Origin of the sequence: Nonomuraea terrae (assembly GCF_004348995.1) — a bacterium.
In the GTDB taxonomy this organism is placed as follows: Bacteria; Actinomycetota; Actinomycetes; order Streptosporangiales; family Streptosporangiaceae; genus Nonomuraea; species Nonomuraea terrae.
Window position 1 is genome coordinate 13,691 of sequence record NZ_SMKQ01000057.1, and the last position, 17,243, is coordinate 30,933.

General features: G+C 71.6%; 18 protein-coding genes. 10 read left to right on the forward strand and 8 right to left on the reverse strand.

The genetic code is table 11. The features are described from left to right. Positions 1 to 28: 28 nt before the first annotated feature. Complete coding sequence (locus E1286_RS19950) at positions 29 to 940, reverse strand: mechanosensitive ion channel family protein (protein ID WP_132614670.1); 912 nt, start codon at positions 938 to 940, stop codon at positions 29 to 31. A gap of 519 nt (positions 941 to 1,459) precedes the next feature. Beyond that, the gene (locus tag E1286_RS19955) at positions 1,460 to 1,744 is read right to left on the reverse strand and encodes a hypothetical protein (protein ID WP_132614672.1); all 285 of its coding nucleotides are present in this window, start codon (positions 1,742 to 1,744) and stop codon (positions 1,460 to 1,462) included. Between the two features lie 274 nt (positions 1,745 to 2,018). Between E1286_RS19955 and E1286_RS19960 the strand changes: the two genes are divergently transcribed. The 5 genes from E1286_RS19960 (at position 2,019) to E1286_RS49285 (ending at position 7,989) form a co-directional block, all read left to right on the forward strand. Continuing rightward, positions 2,019 to 3,572 (forward strand): NsdA family TPR-like regulatory protein, encoded by a 1,554-nt coding sequence (locus tag E1286_RS19960; protein ID WP_132614674.1) that lies wholly within the window; start codon positions 2,019 to 2,021, stop codon positions 3,570 to 3,572. Then, positions 3,569 to 4,057, forward strand: a complete 489-nt coding sequence (locus tag E1286_RS19965) for a GNAT family N-acetyltransferase (RefSeq protein ID WP_132614676.1) — start codon at positions 3,569 to 3,571, stop codon at positions 4,055 to 4,057. Before E1286_RS19960 ends, E1286_RS19965 begins: the two co-directional genes overlap by 4 nt. Positions 4,058 to 4,324: 267 nt before the next feature. Next, the gene (locus tag E1286_RS19970; RefSeq protein WP_132614678.1) at positions 4,325 to 5,620 is read left to right on the forward strand and encodes a DMT family transporter; all 1,296 of its coding nucleotides are present in this window, start codon (positions 4,325 to 4,327) and stop codon (positions 5,618 to 5,620) included. Positions 5,621 to 5,816: 196 nt separating this feature from the next. Continuing rightward, positions 5,817 to 7,520, forward strand: a complete 1,704-nt coding sequence (locus E1286_RS19975; RefSeq protein ID WP_132614680.1) for a tetratricopeptide repeat protein — start codon at positions 5,817 to 5,819, stop codon at positions 7,518 to 7,520. Between the two features lie 16 nt (positions 7,521 to 7,536). Further along, positions 7,537 to 7,989 carry a hypothetical protein gene (locus E1286_RS49285; RefSeq protein WP_223190137.1) on the forward strand — a complete coding sequence of 151 codons (453 nt, stop codon included), beginning with the start codon at positions 7,537 to 7,539 and terminating at the stop codon, positions 7,987 to 7,989. Between the two features lie 18 nt (positions 7,990 to 8,007). Here E1286_RS49285 and E1286_RS19985 read toward each other — a convergent pair whose 3' ends face one another. Continuing rightward, positions 8,008 to 8,940 carry a zinc-binding dehydrogenase gene (locus E1286_RS19985; RefSeq protein WP_132614682.1) on the reverse strand — a complete coding sequence of 311 codons (933 nt, stop codon included), beginning with the start codon at positions 8,938 to 8,940 and terminating at the stop codon, positions 8,008 to 8,010. 76 nt (positions 8,941 to 9,016) lie between these two features. On the opposite strand from E1286_RS19985, the gene E1286_RS19990 reads away from it, so the two are divergent. From E1286_RS19990 to E1286_RS20000, 3 genes are all read left to right on the forward strand, one after another. Continuing rightward, entirely contained in the window at positions 9,017 to 9,643 is a 627-nt protein-coding gene (locus E1286_RS19990; RefSeq protein ID WP_223190139.1) for a TetR/AcrR family transcriptional regulator, read from the forward strand. Positions 9,644 to 9,660: 17 nt separating this feature from the next. Beyond that, positions 9,661 to 10,431, forward strand: a complete 771-nt coding sequence (locus E1286_RS19995) for a hypothetical protein (protein ID WP_132614684.1) — start codon at positions 9,661 to 9,663, stop codon at positions 10,429 to 10,431. A 296-nt stretch (positions 10,432 to 10,727) separates the two neighbouring features. Beyond that, positions 10,728 to 11,474 carry an MBL fold metallo-hydrolase gene (locus E1286_RS20000; RefSeq protein WP_132614686.1) on the forward strand — a complete coding sequence of 249 codons (747 nt, stop codon included), beginning with the start codon at positions 10,728 to 10,730 and terminating at the stop codon, positions 11,472 to 11,474. On the opposite strand, the gene E1286_RS20005 is transcribed toward E1286_RS20000, so the two are convergent. Continuing rightward, on the reverse strand, positions 11,455 to 12,117 hold the full coding sequence (locus E1286_RS20005) for a YbgA family protein (RefSeq protein WP_246074995.1): 663 nt from the start codon (positions 12,115 to 12,117) through the stop codon (positions 11,455 to 11,457). The genes E1286_RS20000 and E1286_RS20005 overlap by 20 nt on opposite strands. A 98-nt stretch (positions 12,118 to 12,215) precedes the next feature. Between E1286_RS20005 and E1286_RS20010 the strand changes: the two genes are divergently transcribed. Continuing rightward, complete coding sequence (locus tag E1286_RS20010; protein WP_132614690.1) at positions 12,216 to 13,175, forward strand: SDR family NAD(P)-dependent oxidoreductase; 960 nt, start codon at positions 12,216 to 12,218, stop codon at positions 13,173 to 13,175. A 56-nt stretch (positions 13,176 to 13,231) separates the two neighbouring features. On the opposite strand, the gene E1286_RS20015 is transcribed toward E1286_RS20010, so the two are convergent. Further along, positions 13,232 to 13,864 carry a DUF47 domain-containing protein gene (locus E1286_RS20015; protein WP_132614692.1) on the reverse strand — a complete coding sequence of 211 codons (633 nt, stop codon included), beginning with the start codon at positions 13,862 to 13,864 and terminating at the stop codon, positions 13,232 to 13,234. 72 nt (positions 13,865 to 13,936) lie between these two features. Further along, positions 13,937 to 14,893 (reverse strand): inorganic phosphate transporter, encoded by a 957-nt coding sequence (locus E1286_RS51305; RefSeq protein WP_281282705.1) that lies wholly within the window; start codon positions 14,891 to 14,893, stop codon positions 13,937 to 13,939. Positions 14,894 to 15,160: 267 nt separating this feature from the next. Here E1286_RS51305 and purU point away from each other — a divergent pair, with 267 nt between their 5' ends. Continuing rightward, entirely contained in the window at positions 15,161 to 16,015 is an 855-nt protein-coding gene (gene purU, locus E1286_RS20025; RefSeq protein ID WP_132614694.1) for a formyltetrahydrofolate deformylase, read from the forward strand. An 84-nt stretch (positions 16,016 to 16,099) separates the two neighbouring features. Here purU and E1286_RS20030 read toward each other — a convergent pair whose 3' ends face one another. Then, entirely contained in the window at positions 16,100 to 16,447 is a 348-nt protein-coding gene (locus E1286_RS20030; RefSeq protein ID WP_132614696.1) for a VOC family protein, read from the reverse strand. Positions 16,448 to 16,451: 4 nt separating this feature from the next. Continuing rightward, the gene (locus E1286_RS20035) at positions 16,452 to 17,243 is read right to left on the reverse strand and encodes a helix-turn-helix domain-containing protein (RefSeq protein ID WP_132614698.1); all 792 of its coding nucleotides are present in this window, start codon (positions 17,241 to 17,243) and stop codon (positions 16,452 to 16,454) included.

Below are 17,243 nucleotides of genomic sequence, written 5' to 3' on the forward strand. Positions count from 1 at the left end.
GGCACACCACAGGTGGGGCCGGTGGTCGCTAGACCAGGGCGGCCATGGCGATCCCGGCGTCGTCGAGGGCCGTCTTGACCCTGAGCCGCAGCTCCCTGGAGACCTCGGCCTGCGCGGCCGGCACCGTCTTGGCGGAGATGCGGAACACCAGCGAGCTGTCGGAGAGCTGCTCGACCCCGAACACCTGCGGAGCCTCCACGATCTTGGACTCGCGGAACTCGGTGTCGGCCCAGATCTCCTCGGCCACGTTCTCCAGCACCGCCCGCACGCTCACCAGGTCGGCGTCGTAGGGCACCGGCACGTCCATGTAGGCCCGCGACCAGCCCTGCGACTCGTTGCCCACCCGGGTGATCGTGCCGTTGCGTACGTACCAGACGCGGCCGTCGACGTCGCGCAGGCGGGTGATGCGCAGGGTCACCGCCTCGACCGTGCCGACCGCGGGGCCGACGTCGATCACGTCGCCGACGCCGTACTGGTCCTCCAGCAGCATGAACATGCCCGCGATGAAGTCCTTGACCAGCTCCTGGGCGCCGAAGCCGACGGCCACGCCGAGGATGCCGACGCTGGTCAGCAGGGGTGCGATCGGGATCGTCAGCCGGTCGAGCACGGTCAGCACCGCGGTGCCGAGGATGACGATCGAGGCGACGCTCTTGAGCACCGACCCCATCGTCTCGGCTCGCTGACGCCGCCGCTCGTTCAGCAGCGCGTCGACGCCGCCGACCGTGACGCCCTTGCGGAACCTGCTCGTGAGCGAGCCCCCCATGGCCGCGCGGTTGACCACCTTGGTGATGACGCGGTGAGCGACCTTGCGCAGCACGAACCCGAGGAACAGGATCAGGATGATGGTGGCCCCGCTGGCCGCCACTTGCCCCCAGATCGCGTTGTCGAACCATCCTGCCAGCCAGGAGCACAACACTTCGTCCTGGCAGGTTCCGGCCATTTGCTGAGTCACCTGGTCCAAATCCAGGAAGTCCGTGGGCGGCGTTGTGGGCGATGGCGACGGTGTCACCAACACGTGGTGGATCCCCCTCCGGAAGCGGTTCGGCCAACTGTTTGGACCGATTCGATCCAAAAATACAGCCGACCGAACCGCCCGCCGTCACATCACGCCGGGGAAGACGGGGACGCCGGCTCTCTGGGCCGCGGAGGGAGAGAGGCGGCGCCCCGATGACGGACGGCTCGGAACGGGACACACACCCGGAAGCATGTCCCGTGCCGGTTCCGTGAGGGATCGGGATCCCCCGAACACCCGCCCGGCGTGCCGGGCGAGCGGCTTGGTTCCGTACGGCGCACCGGCGCCGTACGGAGGTCTATGGAAAGGGCGCCGGCCGGAACCGGCGGAGTGACCAGGGGCCCGCCATGCGCGAGACCCTCCGCACCGGCCACTCCGCCGGCTCCTTCGAGCCGCCGCGGGTGTGGTGAGCCGTGGTGGCTGCGCTCCACCCGGTTCACCACGTCGTCACTCCCCCACGGCGGCGAGCACGCGGGCGACCTTCGTCGCCGCACCGGCCGGGTCGTCGGCCGTGTGCATCCGCTCGCCCCAGGACCAGCAGTACCACCAGTCAGGGATTCCGGACGCGTCGGCCGGCCGGCAGCTGACGTTCTCGGACAGGCTCGTCGCGTTCGGATTGATGACCCGAACGAACCTGCGTCCGCTCTGCGTCTGGACCACACGTGCGAGCAACCCTCGGGCGCCGAGCTCGGACACGAGACGTTCCAGAGGTTCGAAGTTGTCGTCCCCCACCGTTCGTCCTCCCTCAGGAATCGTTGCTGGTGCGCCAAAGATGTATCAAGTCAAGGGCGGGCGCAACGACGGCCACATGCTCACAGGCTGTCGCTTCTCACTCATGGGATGTAAGAAACAGTCCCTCGGAGGACGATCCTTAACCGTAAAGTGAGGCGTGGCGTTTCCAAGACGTCCTCATTGCTTCATCATCATGGGTAGGCGCACAGCAACCTGGAGGCTACGCTGAGTCACCAGTTGCGGACCGGTCGAGACATGCGTGAGAGGGGCCGGGATGTCCGGCAGACAGCACAAGGAGACAGAGATCGCCCGGCGGATCCGAGCCAAGGGCCTCGCCGCCCAGCGGACGTCGGCTCAGATCGCCGACGAGATCCACGAGGCATGCTCCGCCCATTTCAGCACGACCCGCATCAAGTCGCACCGCCTCGCCCACGGCATCGCCCTGGCGGACGTGATCGAACAAGTTCGAGCCCTGTTCGAACGCGACTCCAAACCGACGCCGGGCATCGGGGAGACCCTCCTCTCCGCGTACGAGAGCGGGCTCAAGCGCCCGGGGCCCGAATATCTGCACTACCTGTGCACCGTCTACCGGGTCGAGCCCGCCGCGCTCGGCTATGACGGCCCGTGCATCTGCGGCAACAGTCACCGCGCGACGCCGAAGCTCGCCGAGCAGGTGCTCGAGCGGCCGGCGCTGCCGGCCGAGCGCGAGCGGCTCCACCCGTCGGTGGAGAGCGTGCCCGACGCCGAGGAGGACGAGAACATCCTCCGCCGCACCCTGTTAAACCTGCTGAGAGCCGACACCGCCTTCTCCCAGCAGCTCGACGGGCCGATCCTCGGCGCGTGCGAGGGCATCAGGCGCCGGATGGACGAGACGCTCGTCGCGGCCACCGTGTCCGCGGCGATGCTCGACCAGTGGGAAGAGGCCACGATCAGCTTCGGCCGCCAGTACACGACCACCGCGCCGCTGCGGCTGCTGTGCGACGTGCTGCTGGAGCTGAGTGCCGTACGCACCGCGATGTCCCGCCGCCAGCCCATCGACCTGCAGGAACGCCTGTGCAGGATGGCCGCGCAGCTGTCCGGGCTGAGCGGCATGATCCTGATCAACCTGGGCGACCACCGGCTGGCCCGCTCGTTCTTCCGCACCGGGCGCACCGCCGCCGACGAGACCGGCGACCGCGCGCTGCGCGCCTGGATCTGCGCCCGCGAGTCGCTCGTCCCCCTCTACTTCGGTGACGCCCGCGAGGCACTCAACCTGGCGAAGAAGAGCCGCGACCTGGCCGGCTCCACCCCGTGCCCGGCCCAGGCCATGGCGCCGGTCGTCGAGGCCAGGGCGCTGGCCATGCTGTCGGGCGGCGAGAGCAAGAAGGAAGTCGTCGACCAGGCCAAGCGCGCGCTGGCGCGGGCCAGGAGCGCCTTCTCGCACATGAAGACCGAAGACCAGGAAGACGTCGCCTTCGGGTACACCGAGCGGCAGCTCTACTTCTACCAGGGCGACGTCCTCACCAAGCTGGGCCAGACGATCGAGGCGGAGGTGGTGCTCGACCAGGCGCTGACCAAGTACGAAGACCACATTCTCGACCAGACGCTGATCAGGCTCGACCAGGCCCAGTGCCGCCTGATCGACGGCGACGTCAAGGAGGCCGTGGTCATCGGCACACGGGCGCTGTCGCTGGTCAGCGACGAACATCTCACCGAGCTGATCGTGCGCCCCGCCATGGCGCTGGAACAGGCCATCATGGCGAGCGATCCGAATGCCCCAGGACTCGACGCCTACCGGGCCGAGTTGCGCCGGTCGCGGAGGCCGCAACTGAAAGGGGGCGGTGCATGAAGCTGGCGATCAGACGTTATCGCTGGTCGGATCTCGACACCATCCTCGCGCTACACCGGATCTGCCTCGCCGAGGTCGGTCTGGTCCCCGGAGACGGGGTCTACTACGACGACGACTTCCCCCGCATCCAAGAGGTCTACCTCGCCTGCGGGGGCGACTTCCTGGTCGGGGAGGTCGACTCGCGGGTCGTCGCCATGGGCGGCCTGAAACCCGTCGACACCGACACCGCAGAGGTCTGCCGGCTGCGGGTCCACCCCGCGTTCCAGCGCCGTGGCTTCGGCGCGGCCATGCTCGCCGCCCTGGAGCGGCGTGCTGTGGAGCTCGGTTTCAGCTGTGTCAGAGGCGACACCACGCTCAACCAGCAAGCCGCCCTGACCCTGTACGCGCGCCAGGGCTGGCGCGAGCTGTCCAGGCAGCGCGTCGGCGACCTCGTGGTCGTCTACGGAGAAAAACGCCTGATTCCGCCCGCCGTCGTCGAACGGTAGGCAACGACGGCCCCACCTTCCCCCTCCATGGGGCCGCTCCCGGCGTGACGTTTCCCGCCGATCTCCCTCGTCACGGACAGTGACGGCATGCGCGGTTGTGCATCGTGGAATCCCGTGTGAAAGGTGTGTACTTTCCCGCGTGGCGGACGGCCACGGATAAGGAAGTACGAACCCGCGGGTGAGGCTCTTACCACCCGGATGTAGAGGAACATCACCGACTGCTGGCTGTACATCTCCGGCTGCGAATAGTAGTGCCATGCTTTTCTCATGGCAGTCGTGCCCGCTCCCCGCCCCCTTCTGGGAGCCGTGCTTCTGTTGTTCGTCAGCGCCGCGTGGGGGTCGGCGTTTCCGCTGATGAAGGACCTCATCGAGCGTTTACCGGTGGAGGACCTGCTCGCCGAGCGCTATCTGCTCGCCGCGCTGACGCTGCTGCTCATCAGGCCGCGCTGCCTTCGGGGGTTGTCACGCCGGACGTGGATCAACGGGGCCCTGCTCGGGGTGATGTTCGGGGCCGGGCAGACCGGTCAGGCGGTCGCGCTCGGCAGCCTGCCGTCGTCCGTGTCGGGGTTCGCCGTCGGGTGCAGCGTGATGTTCACGCCGATCCTGACGCTCGTACTGTTCAAGGCGAGGGTGCCCCGGCGTATCTGGGCGGGGGTCGTGCTGGCGCTGGCCGGGATGACCTCGTTCACGCTGCTGAGGGGGGTGGAGGAGCACGAGTTGTCGGTGCTCGCGCTCGTCGTGACGCTCGGCGCCGCCGTGCTCTACTCGGGGCACACGATCATGCTGGCGCAGCTGTCCAAGCGTTCCGGGGGCTTCCCCGCGTACGCGCTGACCGTGATCCAGCTGTTCACCATCGGGCTGTTCACCGGCGGAGCCGCCGTGCGCGACGGGATCGACCTGCCGACGAGCCTGCCCGACTGGACGATTCTGGCTCACCTGTCGGTGGTGTCGTGCGCGCTGGGCTTTCTGGCACGTTCCTACGGGCAGGCCCACGTGCCGGCGGTGCCCAGCCAGGTGCTCATGTCGTCGCAGCCCCTGTGGGTGGCGGCGATCGCGGTGATCTGGTTCGGCGAGCGGCTCGGGTGGAGCATGGTGGTGGGCGGTCTGCTGATGGCCGGGGCGATGCTGCTCGCCCTGCCGTCCAGGACGGCCGCGCTGGGCACGGCACGCGAACGCGGGCGGCGCGAGCTGCTCACCGTCGCGGGCCGGGCCGCGAAGGCGCTGGCCGACGTGCGGGTCAAACGCAGCGATTCGCTGCGGCCCGAACGCGGGCCGGCACCGTATCTCGTCAAGAGCGCCTGCGTGCACACCGAGACGTGCCCCTGGCACGCCCACGCACTCAAGGGCGGCACGGAGCCCAGCCTGGAGCGGCTGATCGAGCGCGCCACGCGCATCGTGCGCGCGAAGAACCCTCCGTCGCCGGGTTGCTGCCAGTCGGCGAACCCGCCGGGGCCGGGTTGCTGCCAGTCGGTCACGCTGCTCGGGCGCTGCCTGTGCGACCTGATGGAGGAATCGGAACGGGCCCCCACGAGCAGCAGGTGGCGCTGGTTTCGCTCCCAATAGGTTAGATGGGCCATTCAAAAGGCAAGGGATTTTTATCCATTTCCCTCCCACTTAGTCGCTATAAATCTTGATATTCGGCGGGGTGACCCAATAATGGGAAAATATCGAGAGTGGAGGGGAACATCATGAAGCGCATCGTCGTCCGCAAACCCGGAACCGCGAGGCTCGCCGGCGCCTCCAGCGTCATTCACAAGGGGTGACCGGGTTCCATCTCACGGTCCCGGGCGAACCGCCCGGCGCGCCGGAGGCCGCGCGGCTGCTGATCCCGTTGATAGACGGGCATCGCGGGCCGCGCGGCCCCTACACCGTCGCCGCCGCCCTCCTGCGTCATCTGGCGCCGCGGGCATGCGAACGGTCCCCTGAACTGGTGGCGGCCCACGACATCGAGATCAGGGCGGCGGCACCGGAGCTGGCGGCGATCGTGCCTCTTACGCGGAGCACGATCGAGACGGGGCTGCCGGAGGACGAACGCATTCTCGTGCCCGCGCCCCGCCGTACGCTCCGGCTGGCCAACGGGCTGGCGGAGTTCTTCCGCGAAGCGGTGCCGCCGGGGTCGGCGATCACCGTGTGCAACGGCGCGCAGGCCGACCCGACGGACACCGAGCTGCTCGAGGTCATGATGCGGCGCATTTCGCCCGCGACGCTCGCGATCACGGTGTACGCCGGCGGCCCCGAGCCGCCGCCCGACACCCGCGACGCCGACGAGCTGTGGGCGCTCGTCGACCGGTGCGTGCGCGAAGGCTTCCTGCACGCCGCCGCCGAGCTGGGGGAGCACGGAATGGCCCGGACGGAGCCGGGCGGCCCGCGATGGTGGCGTTTCGCCCAGCGTACGGCGACGGCGCTCGGCGGGCTCGGCCGTACCGAGGAGGCCTGGGCCGTCTGGGATCTCGTCCGGGTGAGCAGCCAGGACCCGGCGATGCACGCCGCCGCCGCGTACGGCACCGCCATGCTCGACGCCCGTCACCCGGACCCCGCCCGCCGTGACCTGGTCAGGGCCAGGGGCTGGGTCAACGAGGCGATCGCGATCTCCGGCCTGCTGCCCGACCCGGCCGAGCGGGCTTTCAAGCTGGGCTTCGACCGCAACGGCCTGGCGCTGATCGAGCTGCGCCAGGGCCGGCTCGACGCCGCGCTGACGCTGGTCGAGTCGGCCATCGAGCTGGCGGGCGAGCTGGGGGAGCGGCATCCGCTGCACCGGATGGTGCTGCTGGCCAACCGGGCGCGGCTGCTGGCCGCGTGCGGGCGCGCCAAGGAGGCGCTGGACGACTACGCGGCGGCCATCGCCGTCGACCCCGGCTTCCCCGACCACGTCCTGGAACGCGGCAACCTGCTGTTCCGGCTGGGCCGTCACGACGAGGCGCTGGCCGACTTCGAGCAGGCCATACGGGCCGGGCCGCCGCTGCCGGAGGCGTACTACAACCGGGCGGAGGTCCGTACGGTGCGGGGGGACGACGAGGGCGCGCTGGCCGACCTGGCGTACGTGATCGAGCTGGACCCCGGCTACCTGGACGCCTACATCAACCGCGCCGGGCTGCTGGCCGCCGCCGGGCGTGACGACGAGGCCCGCGCCGACGTCGAGACCGGGCTCCGGCTCGCGCCCGGCAATCCGCACCTGCTCACGGTGCTGGGGCAGCTGGAAACGGCAGCGGGCCGGTTCGAGGCGGCCGGGGCGGCGCTGGACGAAGCCGTGGAGCGTGACCCCGGGCTGGCCGCCGCCTGGGGGAACCGGGGCGTGCTGCGGTACGCCACCGGTGACCTGGAGGGATCGGTCGAGGACCTGTCACGGGCGGTCGAGCTGCAGCCCCAGGCCGACCTGTACGCCAACCGGGCGGTCGCCCTGCGCTCCCTGGGGCGCGCCGCGGAGGCCGAGGCGGACGAGCGGCGGGCGGCACAGATGTCCTGATGGGACCATTGGCTGCATGAGGGGGCGATTGGGGCGGGCCGCCGTGGTGTGCGCCGCTCTCGGGGTGTGGTGGTGGGCCACCGTGCGGTTGGCGTGGGCGGGCGTCGGCTGCGCCGACTGGGGCTGTCTCCTGCCGGCCGTGAGTCTGCTGGTCCTGCTCAGCGCGGCCGCGGTGGCCGGATCGGCGTTCGCCCTGGAACGGGTCGGCGTCCGCCCGGGCCGGCGGGTCGCCCTGACGGCCGCCGGGACACTGGTGGTCTTCCGCCTGGCCGGCGAGTCGCTCCCGTCGTGGACCTCGACCCTGGCGGACGCGGCCGCCTGCGGCGCCGCCTTCGCAGGCGCGGGCGCCCTGGCCGCCTTCATGACGGAGCCGGACGTGACCCGCGGCCGGCGCATCGCCGCCCTCGCGGCGATACTCGCCCTCCTGCCCGCCGCCCTCGCCTTCTCCATCGCCCGCTCCGGTCTCTGACCCGCCCTTCGAGGGTTGTCACCGGGTGGGAACGAGGAGGGACTTGCCGGTGACCTTGCGGGCTTCGATGGCCGCGTGGGCCTCGGCTGCCGACTCCAGGGGGTACACGGCGCCGATGACCGGACGCAGGCGGCCGGCCGCGGCCAGCTCCAGGGCCGCCTTCGACAGGTCGCGCAGGCTCCCGGGCGGCCACGTCACCGCCGTCACACGGGGCTCGGGCACGGTCATGGGACCGCCCGCCATGCCGTGGGCGGCGAACCTTCCACCATCCTTGAGCAGGGTCTGCGCCGCCGCGCCGATCTCACCGCCGACCCCGTCGAAGACCAGGTCGAGCCCGCCGGTCGCGGCGCGTACGACGTCCGTCCAGCCCGGGTCGGTGTAGTCGACGGTCAGCTCCGCGCCGAGGCTCGCGGCCAGGTCGCGCTTGGCCGGGCTGCTCGCCGCGCCGACCACCCGGGCCCCGGCCTCCCGGGCGAGCTGCACGAGCAGGCTCCCCACGCCGCCCCCGGCCGCCTCCACCAGCACCCACTCGCCAGGCCCCGGAGCCGCCGCCCGCGCCAGCCCCACAGCGGTACGCCCGTCCGCCAGCAGCGCCACCGCCACCTCCGACGACAGCCCACCGGGCACCGCGATGACGTCGCCGGCCGCGGCGACCGCGCGCTCGGCGTACCCTCCCAGTCCGCCCAGCGTGGTGACCACGCGCGCGCCCACGAGGGCGGGGTCCACGCCGTCGCCGACCGCCGACACCGTACCGGCCACGCCGTTGCCCAGGACGGCGGGCAGCTCGGCCCGCCGCGGCCCCCGGTCGGCCCGCAGCTGGGTCTCCACGAACGTGATGCCGGCCACCTTTACCTCCACGAGCACCTGCCCAGGGCCGGGAACGGGATCGGGGACCTCCTCCACGACGAGCGCCTCCGGACCGCCGTACCGCCTCAGGACCACCGCGCGCATGCGACACCTCTCAAATCGGAGCGATCTACTCCGTTCACCTTATCGGAGCGTTTCGCTCCGCGCTATCCTGGACCGCATGGGCACACGCGGCAGGCAGGCCGAGGCGAGACGCAACGATCTCCGCCTGCTGACGGCGGCGCACGAGGTGTTCACCAGGCAGGGGTTCGACGCGCCGGTGTCGGCCATCGCCAGGCAGGCCGGCGTCGGCATGGGCAGCCTCTACCGCCGCTACCGCACCAAGGAGGAACTGCTCCAGCGCCTGTGCGTGATCGCCATGGAGCGTACGGTCGAGGCGGTCGAGGCGGGGCTCGCGCACGCCGACCCGTGGGAGGGCCTCTCGCTCTACGTACGCACGTGCGTGGCCGACCGGTCGGGCGCGCTGGCGCCGGTCGCGGGCACCATCGAGGTGACCGACGAGATGTGGCGCACGGCCCGCACGGCCGAGGAGACGGCCGAGCGGCTGGTCGCGAGGGCCCACGAGGCGGGCGTGCTCAGGCGCGACGTGACGATGCTCGACATCTCCCTGCTCATGGAGCAGTTCAGCCGCCCCGCGCCCGGCCCGCCGAGCCCGGAGCACGACCACGTCAGGCAGCGGCTGCTCGCCATCGCCCTCGACGGGCTGCGCGCGCCGGGGGCGACCGTGCTGCCAGGCGAGCCGCCGACCCCGGAGTGGTACCGATCGCGCTGGGGCGACGCTCCGTAGCCACTACGGTGGTGGCCGTGGGCTTCAACGAGCTGATCGACAGGCTTGATCACAGTGCCAGCGTCCAGGCGGCGGGCATCAGCCGCGGTTACGGCGGGCCGCCCCTCCGTGAGGTGAGCGTCACCGCGGGCCTGACCCGCCTGCGCTGCGCCTCCCTGCTCAAGCCGCTGTACGCCTGGGTGAGCGCGGCCCGCGTTCCGGGCGCGCGCTGGCGCGACCTCGCCGAGCCCGCCGTCGTCGTCTCCTCCAACGCCGACACGATCGGCCTGTGGCTCGGTGTCGGCCCCCGCGTCATCCTCGACGACCTGTGCGAACGCACCGGCGTGCGGTGGGCGCTGCCCAACGGCGACCCCTCCAGGTTCGGCTCGGTCGAGGTCACGGCCGCCGAGGTGGCCGCGGCGTACGCGGTGTTCGCCCAGGCCGCCGCCGCGGGCGACCCGGCGGCCTGCGAGGTGCTCGGGTGGATGCGGCAGGTGAGCGCGTCACAGGCGTTCGGCGCCCGTGAGGCGACGGGCTCGCCGGAGACCGCCGTCAAGTGCGGCTGGTACGGCGCTCCCGACGAGACCACCCTCCGTACACACGTGGTGGCCCTTCCGCCGCGCACCGGCGCCAAGGCCACCGTCATCGTCGCGATGACCGCACTGCCGTACACGGGCGCCCGCGACCGGGAAACGTACCGGACCAAGGTGACCCAGGGCCTGTCGGTCGAGGACGAACACGAAAAGGTCGCCGGCGAGGTCCTGCGCGGCCTGATGTCCACAACCCTCGCCGAACTGGGACACCGGTAATCCGACCCGTCGGACCCGTCCGACCGGTTCTACGTGGCCGGCCAGTCCGGTCCGTCGGATCCTTCGACCCGGCCGGCCCGGCATCTCCACCCGTCCGACCCGGCCACACTCCCGCCCGGCCCACCGGATCCGGGCATCTCGGCGCCGGCAACGCCGTCCCCTCACCCCGGCCCTCAGCCCACGCAGCCGGGCACACTTCCCGCCGGGCCTCAGCCCGTCCGGCTGGTCCGGGCGGAGTATGATCTCGGCGGGCCGAGGTCGGCGTGCGGGTTCGCGGGTGGAAAGGCGGGGTTGCCGTGAGGGTCACCGTGCTGGGTGGCTGCGGGGCTTGGCCGGCGGCGGGGGAGTCGTGCAGCGGGTACCTGGTCGAAGAGGATGGGTTCCGGGTTCTTCTCGACATCGGGTACGCGACTCTGCCACGGTTGCTGCACCACGTACGGGCTGCCGAGGTGGATGCGGTGCTGGTCACCCACGGTCATCCCGATCACTGCGCCGATCTCAATCCGTTGCTGCGCGCTCGCGTGCTGGGCGACTCGGCGGTGGCGCCGCTGCCGGTTCACGCCCCGCCTGGCGCGCTCGACGCCGTTCTGGCTCTGGACGGGCCGCGCATGCTGGCCGGCGGGCTCGTCGCGCACGACCTCGCGCCCGGTGCGCCGCGCGAGATCGGCCCGTTCCGCCTCGACGTGTTCGACCTGCCGCACCACGTCCCCAACGCGGGGCTCCGGCTGACCGGCGCGAGCGGGCGGGTGCTCGCGTACACCGGCGACACCGGCCCCTCACCCGACCTTCTCGCGCTGGCCAGGGACGCGGACCTGTTCCTCGCCGAGGCGACCTACCCGGAGCGGGTGCCCGAGGAGGACGCCCCGTACCTGTCCACCGCGCGCGAGGCCGGCCGCACCGCGGCGTCGGCGGCCGCCGCGCGGCTCCTGCTCACCCACCTGTGGCCCGACACCCCGGCGGAGCCCGCCCTTGCGGCCGCCGCGGCGTCCTACGAGGGCGAGCTGTCGGTCGCCGCGCCGGGCGTCACCGTCGACCTGGGCTGAGGTCGCCGCGCAGCCCGTCGGGGAAGGGCGCGAAGTACGTCTGATCGCGTACGTATCCGCCGGACTCACCCGTGGCGTGCCGGCGCAGCGACGCGGCGGCCTCGCCCAGCGGCACGCGGCCCGCCTGGTAGGCGTCGATGGCCCGCAGCGCCTGTGCCCGGCGCGCGGGATCGAGCCCGAGCATGCCGAGGCAGTGCTGCAGCACGTTGACGTTCCTGCCGACGGTGACGGGCGCGGCGAGCGCGCGCTGGAACACCGCCGTGTACTCGGCCGCCACTTCGCCGCGCGGCCGTGTCCCGGCGGCGGCCACCACGCGACCGGCCTCGCGGTAGAGCACAGGGTCGTGGGCGAGCAGCTGCATCTTGTGCCGCGCGTGGAAGGCGACCAGATCGCGCGGCAGCCAGTCGCCCTCCAGCAGCGTACGGAGCCGGGCGTGCGCGAAGACCCGCTCCAGGAAAGCCTCCCGCGGCGCCGGGTCACGCAGCCGCCGCACGTCCTCCTCGTGCAGGCACCCGTCGGCCGCCGGGCCGGGAACCCAGTCCACGTACGGGGTGAGAGCGTCGATCAGGTCGCCGCCCTCGTCCAGCAGGCCCGCGCGGATCGCCAGGCGAGGGCGTCCGGTCGTCCCGTGATGGACGGTCACACCGCTCATTGCAGCGCGGCGGAACGGCCCCGGGCAACCAAACCCAGGGAGATCCCGCCGGTTGACCTGGAGTGAACTCCACTGCGTACGGTGATGTCATGAGCACTCCACAGCACAAGATCGGGTCGGGCTTCGGCGCCAGGAGCACGGCGGACGACGTGCTTCACGGGATCGACCTGTCGGGGCAGCTGGCGATCGTCACCGGCGGCTACTCGGGCCTCGGGCTGGCGACCACCCGCGCCCTCACCCGAGCCGGCGCCCACGTCGTCGTGCCCGCCCGCCGCGTCGGCCCCGCCAGACAGGCGGTGGAGGGCATCGACGGGGCTGAGGTGGACGAGCTCGACCTGTCCGACCTCGGCAGCGTACGCGCCTTCGCCGAGCGCTTCCTCGCCACGGGCCGCAGCGCCGAGATCGTCATCGACAGCGCGGGCATCATGGCCTGCCCCGAGACGCGGGTGGGGCCGGGCTGGGAGGCGCAGTTCGCCACCAACCACCTCGGCCACTACGCGCTGGTCAACCTGCTCTGGCCGGCCATCGCGCGCGGCCGGGGCCGGGTGGTGTCGGTGTCGTCCGCCGGGCATCGCCGTACGGGCATCCGCTGGGACGACGTGCACTTCGAGCGCGACTACGACAAGTGGGTCGCGTACGGCCAGTCGAAGACGGCGAACGTGCTGTTCGCCGTGCACCTCGACCGGCTCGCCCGCGACCAGGGCGTACGCGCGTTCGCTCTGCACCCGGGCGGCATCCTCACGCCGCTCCAGCGTCACCTCGCCAAGGAGGAGATGGTGGCGGCGGGCTGGATCGACGAGGAGGGCAACCCGGTGGAGCCCAGCTTCAAGACGCCCGAGCAGGGCGCGGCCACCCAGGTGTGGGCGGCCACGTCACCGCAGCTGGCGGGCATGGGCGGCGTCTACTGCGAGGACTGCGACATCGCCGAGGTCACCCCCGCGGCCGCGCGGTCGGGCGTGCGCGACCACGCCGTCGACCCCGAGCAGGCGGCCCGCCTGTGGGCGCTCTCCGCCGAACTCACGGGCATCGACGCCTTCACCGCCCACTGAGCCGCCCACTGAGCCGCCCGCTCGGTTCACCCGGCGAGCCGCCCGCTCCCTGGGGGTCACCGTTTCATCGCGCCGTCGGCGATGGCGTCGGCGGCCTCGCCGATGGCCACGCCGACGATCTCCAGCCGGCGTACGAGCTCGCGCTCCTTCATCGTGTCCGCCGTGATCTCCCCGGAGTAGATCCGCGAGATCTCGTACTGGTACATCTTCCGGATCACCCCGCCCACCTTCTTCGCCTCCAGAGCGTTCAGGATGACCACCGAGGGACGGGAGGCGAGGTCGCGGACGGCGCCCTCCAGCGCCTCGATGCCCGCGATGACCTGGTCCAGCATGGGGGAGAAACGAATCTGGTCGGGCACCCGGTAGAGGTGCGACTCGCGGACGAAGTCGCGCAACGAGTCCAGCACGTCGTCGATCGAGCGCGACAGCCGGAAGAGGTCCTCCCGGTCGATGGGGGTGACGAGGGCATTCTTGAGCTCCTCGACCAGGCGGCCGCGTTCCTCGTCGCCGAGGTGCTCGATCGAGCGCATCTGCTCGTGCGCGCCCGTCCTGCCGACCTCCCCGCCGATCATGGCCATGGCCAGCCAGGCGCCCTCCTTGGTGGCCTGCAACTGTCCGAGCAGCGCCTCCGTGAGGGCGCTGTCCATGCGACCGGTCATCAGGTCGCGGATGCGCCGCAATCTCTTCATCGCCCTCCCGCTTCCGAGGAGCGCGTCTCGATGAGACATGCCACTCCTTCCACGGCGCTCACGCGCCCCTTCTCATGACACTTCCAAGCTCGCGAAACCCTTCACCAGCAGGGCGAGGCACCATCCCAGCACTCCGCTCGCGGGCAACGTCATCAGCCAGGCCGCGGCGATCTTCGTGGCGGCGTACCAGCGGACCCGGCCGCCGCCGTGGGAGACGCCCGCGCCGATGAGGCCGCCCGCGACGGCCTGGGTCATGCTCACCGGCATGCCGACGGCGGCGCACGCCATCACCGCGGCCCCGGCGCCGAACTCGGCGGCCACGCCGTGCGGGGGCCTGGAGACGATGATCTCCCGGCTCAGGGTCCGGCCCGCCTTGGGCAGCCCGTACATGGTGCCGAGCCCGAACAGCACGGCCACCAGCACCGTGTACTCCACCGGCGCTCCTGAGAAGCCGAGCGCCACCATGAACACGGCCAGCATCTTCTGCCCGTCGTTGGCCGCGTACGCGATTGTCTGGATCAGGAAGCCGGCCCAGTGCCAGTGCCGCAGCGCCGAGGCCTTCGCCGTGGCCACCAGCACCCGGATCATCGCCCACCCCAGCAGCCCCCCCACGATCGGAGCCGCCACCCCGAACGCCAGCACCAGCGCCACCGAGCCAGGGGAGACCGGCAGCCCCCAGCCCAGCCCGGCGCCCGTCAGGCCGCCCACGATGGCCAGGGTGAGGCTGGTCGGCCGCCCCATCATGCTGAGCAGCATCACCACGGCCAGCGAGGCGACCACCGCGATGGCCATCGCGATCCGCCCGCCCGGATCCTCGAACGACGCCAGCCTGGTCACGAACGTCAGCGCCACCTGGTGCGTGAAGAGGGGGATGACCGCCACCAGCACGACGAGGGTGAGGATCCCGGTCGCGGGGCGCACCGTGGGCAGCTTGAGGCCGGTCGCAAGGAGGGCGCCGCCGTCGTTCGTCCCGGACACAACGGCGAACAGGCCAGCGATCAGGGCCAGCACGACGACGTCCAACGGCACGCGCTCCATCCCGCCCCACCCGCCAGGGGCGGGACATGCTCCACTCTCCTACGACCTTGGAAGGCTCACTCATGCCCGAGAAAGGCGGCAGTAGTTCCCCGTCCTGCCACCCCCGAACTCTGGTGTTTTGCTCCGTAATGTCAGATAACTACCCGAAATTGGGCGAAAGACCCGCGGCCCCGAAGCGCTCACCGGGAGGCCGTCACCGCGGGTACCCTCGATCGAGGCCCAGGAGCCGCCACCGTCCACGTCCGCGAGAGTGAAGTCATGACCAGCCCCGCCGCATACATCCTGACGCTGTCCTGCCCCGACCGCCCCGGCGTGGTGGCCGCCGTCTCGGGCCTGCTGGCGGGCCGCGGATGCAACATCATCGAGAGCCAGCAGTTCGGCGACCGGGTGGCCGAGCGGTTCTTCATGCGGGTGCAGTTCGCGGCGCCGCCCGGAGAGGACGATCTCAACGCCGCCTTCGCCGCGCTCGCGCCCGACTTCGGCATGGAGTTCACCCTGCGCGACGTGGCCAGGAAGCCGCGGGTGCTGATCATGGTGAGCAAGTTCGACCACTGCCTGAACGACCTGCTCTACCGGGTGCGCTCCAAGGCCCTCGACATCGAGATCGCCGCCGTCGTCTCCAACCACCCCGACCTGCGGCCGCTCACGCAGTCGTACGGCATCGACTACCACCACCTGCCGGTCACCCCGGAGACCAAGGCCCGGCAGGAGGCCGAGGTGCTGGCGCTGGTCGAGCACTACCAGGTCGACCTCGTCGTGCTGGCCCGCTACATGCAGGTGTTGTCGGAGGACCTCTGCGCGAAGCTGGCGGGGCGGGCCATCAACATCCACCACTCGTTCCTGCCGTCGTTCAAGGGCGCCAAGCCGTATCACCAGGCCTACGACCGCGGCGTCAAGCTCATCGGCGCCACGGCCCACTACGTGACCTCCGACCTCGACGAGGGGCCGATCATCGAGCAGGAGGTGGCCCGGGTCAACCACAGCCACTCGCCTGAGGACCTGGTGGCGATCGGCCGCGACGTGGAGTCGCTGGTGCTGGCCCGCGCGGTCAAGTGGCACGCCGAGCAGCGCGTCCTCCTCGACGGCCACAAGACGGTCATCTTCCCGCGCTAACGCCCGCCGGCGAGGGCCGGCGCTAGCGACGGCCGGCGACGGCCGGCCGAGTGGGTGAACGACCCGCTCGGCTCGGCCGGAGCTTCACGGGCGGTATGTGCCGAAGTGCCACAGGTTGCCCTGCGGGTCCTTGCAGGCGTACTCGCGGGAGCCGTACGGCTGGTCCACGAGCTCCATGGTGACCACCGCGCCGGCGGCCTTCGCCCGGTCGTGGTGGGCGTCGACGTCGTCGACCGCGACGTAGATCCCCGGCCCTCCCGGTGTCCCCCGGCCGAGCATGACGATGTCGTCGCCGACGAGCAGCTCGGCGTGGTGGACGGTGCCCGAGTCGTCCTTGGACGCCTCGTGCACGCGGAACCCGAACGCGGCGGTGAGGAAGTCGATCGCGGCCTGGCAGTCGTGACTGCGAGCCAGTGCGTAAACAGTGCGCATGACCTCAGGATGCCGAGCCCGCGCCGGCCGGTCTTGGACGAATCTGACCTGGCGTCATGTCGCCCAGCACCCGGAACTCCCGGTTCATGTGTGCCTGGTCGTAGAAGCCGCACGCGGCGGCGGCCTCGGCGATGGCAACGCCCGACCACAGCAGCCGCCGCGCCCGCGCGAACCTGATCACCCGGGCCGCCGTCTTCGGCGGCAGCCCCACCTGGTCGTGGAAGCGGGCGACGAGATGGCGGTGGCTCCAGCCGAGCTCCCCGGCCAGCGACGACACGCTCACCCGCCCGCCGGACTCCAGCAGGCGCGCCCACGCCCACGGCACCTCCGGCCGCAGCGGGGGACCGGCCGCGATACGCTCACGCAGCAGCCGGTCGGTGAGCGCCAGCCGCTCCCGCCACGACGGCGTGCCGGCCAGCCGCTCGACGAGCAGGCCGGCCCACGGCCCCAGCAGGTCGCTCACCGGCACGACCAGGTTCGTCAGGTGGCGCATCGGGACGCCGTACAACCTCCTGGCCCCGAACGGCGTGAGCACCGCCTCGACGCCCTCGATCGGCCCGGCCGTGCGCGTGACGATGAACCGGTCGCCGAGCCCGCCCGTGAACGCCGTGACCGGCCGCCCGCCGGCCTCCATCGGCGCGCCGAACGCCAGCACGAGCACCGCCCCCGGCATGGCCGCCTCCGACCGCGTCACCGGCGCCGCGTAGTGCTCGCGGAACGCGCACAGCCGCGTGACGTACGGCCGGAGCGCGGCGCTGGGGGCGGCCTCCACCATGACGGGCCCCGGCGCGCTCAT